The sequence below is a fragment of the Bacillus sp. AP50 genome, from assembly GCF_040492675.1.
In the GTDB taxonomy this organism is placed as follows: Bacteria; Bacillota; Bacilli; order Bacillales; family Bacillaceae_G; genus Bacillus_A; species Bacillus_A cereus.
The window spans coordinates 1-3,459 of the sequence record NZ_JBEUTW010000471.1 but is presented as its reverse complement, the minus strand read 5'-3'; the positions used below and the strand labels follow the sequence as shown (position 1 = coordinate 3,459).

Here is a 3,459-nt window from a genome sequence, read left to right as displayed (position 1 = left end):
ACATTATACAAAAAATAATAGTAAAAAAATAAGTATATAAATAATTAATCAAAACTCCTGAATGCATTTAAAATCTCCTAACTTTACATTGTAATCTATAACTTTGTCATTTTAGAATATAATTCAAGAACGGGTGGTCATAATCACCCCACCCATATCTTTTACAGGTATTTCAACATCAATTGTCTTGCTTTGAAAAAAGGGATAATATGACATCGTATATTTTTCCCCCTCAATACTTGCTGAAATGCTCTCTTCTTCTTTTAAATAATCCAGGTATTCTTCCAAGGCTAAATTCATTTTTTGCATAATCGTACTGTGAGGCAAACCGACATAGCGAATATGCCAAGGTTCATATTCAATACCTGTAACATCCGTTTTATCCGAGGGATAGCGTAAGATAAAGCCGTATTTCCAAGCATTTTTTTCTATCTACTTCCCTTCAGGTGCTCGGTCCATTTGCGTTAAGCCTGATCCTACATCAAGTGATAAACCTGAATTATGTTCACTATAACCTGCTGGTAAGGCATAATCAGCCTCCATCTCATGGTAAAGTCCACTTGGCGCATAGGATATTTACTGTTAATTAAGAGCAGATTCCCTTGATAGATGTGTTCTTTTACAATCTCTTTCTTTTGAATAATTGAGGTAGTCCCTGTATTATCTATGTTATCTTTGTGATTTTGATCATATTTTTGAACCTCTACTTTATTCTGAAAAAACAGTGCTTTATTCATGAAAGCAAAACCTAAGAAAAATAACAATAAAAAAACACCACTTCTTCATTTTCAGCTTCCTCCTTAGGTAAATGACTTGATGATAATGTCACGCTGATTCAAACGCTGAAGATTTCGGATATGAAACTCTTAACGATTACTTTCTGCAAAGCGATGCTATATCTAGATGTGTATACTCTGTTCAGTGGTGTGCAGGAACATCCAAAACAGTAGATTGCTCATTTGGCACAATTCGCTAAAAAGAAAAGAAATATTTGTGTCACTCTTTTTCTAAACATTTGAGCTATTTTAATCCACGCATAAGTTATCATATCTTTCTTTGACGAAATAAAAAAAGCTCGTTCTTATGGTTTAAATCTACCGCATAAGAACGAACCATTTTTTAATATTAAATTGTTAATTTCCTAAGAAAAAGTAGAGATAACTTTAAGAATTTCTTAAGAAATAATGATTATTTTCTAAGAATCCCCTTTATCAACCGAGTCTTGGAAGACTGGAAGTTCTACCGTGAAAGTCGTAGAGTTATCATTACTTTCCGCGTAAATCTGTCCGCCATGCTGAACAATGATTTCTTTTGCAATCGCCAATCCAAGTCCCACGCCGCCCGTATCAGAAGAACGGGCATCATCCAATCTGTAAAACTTTTCAAATATGGTAGCGAGTTTATCTTTCGGGATGTTTCCGGCGTTCTCAAAAACGATGGATACCACATCATCGGAGAGTTCCGCCGTAATGTCAATTACACTGTCGTTCTCGCTGTATGCAGCGGCGTTTTTCAAAATATTGTTAAAGACCCTCGCTAGCTTATCAGGGTCACCAAATACGGTCAAATCTTCAGAAGCATGGAGTACCACCTGTTTCCCCTTCGCAGCAAGCTGGGGATAAAATTCATCAGTCATTTGCACCAGCATATAGTATAGGTCTATGTGCTTTTTCGTGAGCGTAATCGTTTGAAGGTTATATCGCGTAATCTCAAAAAACTCGTCGATTAGCTGTTCCAGGCGATACGCTTTGTCTAACGTGATATGCACGTACTTTGCCTTTTGCTCTCTTGGCATGTCTGGTGCCTCGTCAAGCAGGATCAGATAACCGATAACTGATGTAAGGGGCGTTTTAATATCGTGTGCCAAGTACATAACAACTTCATTTTTCCTTTGTTCGGCCACCTTTGCATCATGCTCTCGCTTTTCAAGGGTTCGCTTTAATGTGTTGAGCTTCTGTTCCATGAACTCCATTTCCGCAGAAAGCTCAATTTGTTTATCTTCGTTCTGAATAAGTATATCAATACCGGTATTTATCTCTTCAAAGTATTTTACAAATTTTAAAAGCATAACTCGGCATAGAATAAGAATACTAATGGCAACCGCCACATAAATAAAAATTTCTATATTGTTCCGTATAGTATACTGATATATTATCATTGCGTCCCAACGCTCTAAATGATAACTGTTTTCCAAAAAACGTACGATCCACTCCCCCAGTGTCCCTTGGATAAATAGACGCACAAACAGCACAAATACAACTGCTGCCATGACAATCGTAAGGATATATTGGTAGAGTTTTCGTTTTAATTTTGAATAATCGATTTTTTTATTCTTATTTTTATTTTTCAATTTTATAGCCGATCCCCCATACCGTTTTTATATACTTCGGATTATCAACCGTGTCGTTCATCTTTTCTCGCAGATGTCGGATATGCACGGTGATAGTGTTATTGCTCTTGCTGAAATATTCGTCACCCCATATCTCATGAAACAGCTTCTCAGAGCTAACCACATTCCCCTTGTTTTCACAGAGGATACGCAGGATTGAAAACTCGGTGGGAGTGAGAGATAACGGCTTCTCGTTCAGAGAACACTCATGCGTGCTTATATTAATGACAAGACCAGAGTGAACGATAACATTCTCGTTCTGTTCCGTTACTCCATTGTATTTTTTATATCGGCGTAACTGCGCCTTGACTCGCGCAATTAACTCTAGTGGGCGAAAGGGTTTTGTAATATAATCGTCCGCACCAATTGTTAGCCCTGTAATTTTATCTACTTCCGTATCTTTCGCCGTCAACATGATAATTGGATAGGTGTGCTTGTCCCTTATTTTTTGACAGATAGTGAGACCACTTACGTCGGGAAGCATGATATCCAATATTGCAAGGTCAAGCACATTCTTATCTATACATTCCAATGCTTCTTTGGCGGTATAGTATTTAAAAACCGTATAATTCTCGTTTTTTAAATACAGCTCAACCAAATCGGCAATTTCGCGTTCATCTTCCACAATAAGTACTTTATCACTCATGGTTACCAATCCTCCTCTATGGATGTGCTTTTTTCAATTGGAATTTTTTCCGAATAACGAGCCTATCATACCTATCACTCCAAGTAAAGTCCTATTGTTGTATATAGACAGGGTCGGTTTCACAAAATAGATTTTTGGATTTACCCATCTATTAAGACTTAATTTTATACCAAGAATAAAAGATCTATCGGATTCAAAATCATTTACAATAGATAGAGCAATATACTCTCCCTTTAGAAAAATGAAACAATTCCGCCTTAAATTGACTTTGTATAATCTTAACTTGATAGCAATGTCGCGCTAGCCAAAATACAAATATCTTCTTCAAAAAAAGAAAAGCGGTAACTAATGTATGACTGTGACCTAGTTTTACCTAACTTGGATTGAACCCCCTTGTTGTAGATTTTTATGTTATTATTAATAA

At 36.5% G+C, this 3,459-nt stretch carries 2 protein-coding genes and 1 pseudogene; all 3 read right to left on the bottom strand.

The genetic code is table 11. The features are described from left to right. Window positions 1-123 precede the first annotated feature (123 nt). Window positions 124-411, bottom strand: a pseudogene (locus ABWK52_RS29865) (M15 family metallopeptidase); the annotation flags it as partial. A gap of 784 nt (window positions 412-1,195) precedes the next feature. After that, window positions 1,196-2,350 (bottom strand): vancomycin resistance histidine kinase VanS, encoded by a 1,155-nt coding sequence (gene vanS / locus ABWK52_RS24850; protein WP_044585209.1) that lies wholly within the window; start codon window positions 2,348-2,350, stop codon window positions 1,196-1,198. Further along, window positions 2,340-3,035, bottom strand: a complete 696-nt coding sequence (gene vanR-A, locus ABWK52_RS24845) for a vancomycin resistance response regulator transcription factor VanR-A (RefSeq protein ID WP_098005416.1) — start codon at window positions 3,033-3,035, stop codon at window positions 2,340-2,342. Before vanR-A ends, vanS begins: the two co-directional genes overlap by 11 nt. Between the last annotated feature and the right edge of the window lie 424 nt (window positions 3,036-3,459).

What these genes read in the sequence shown, in the direction of transcription:
- vanR-A (WP_098005416.1), bottom strand. Translation starts at nt 3,035, where the DNA reads ATGAGTGATAAAGTACTTATTGTGGAAGATGAACGCGAAATTGCCGAT.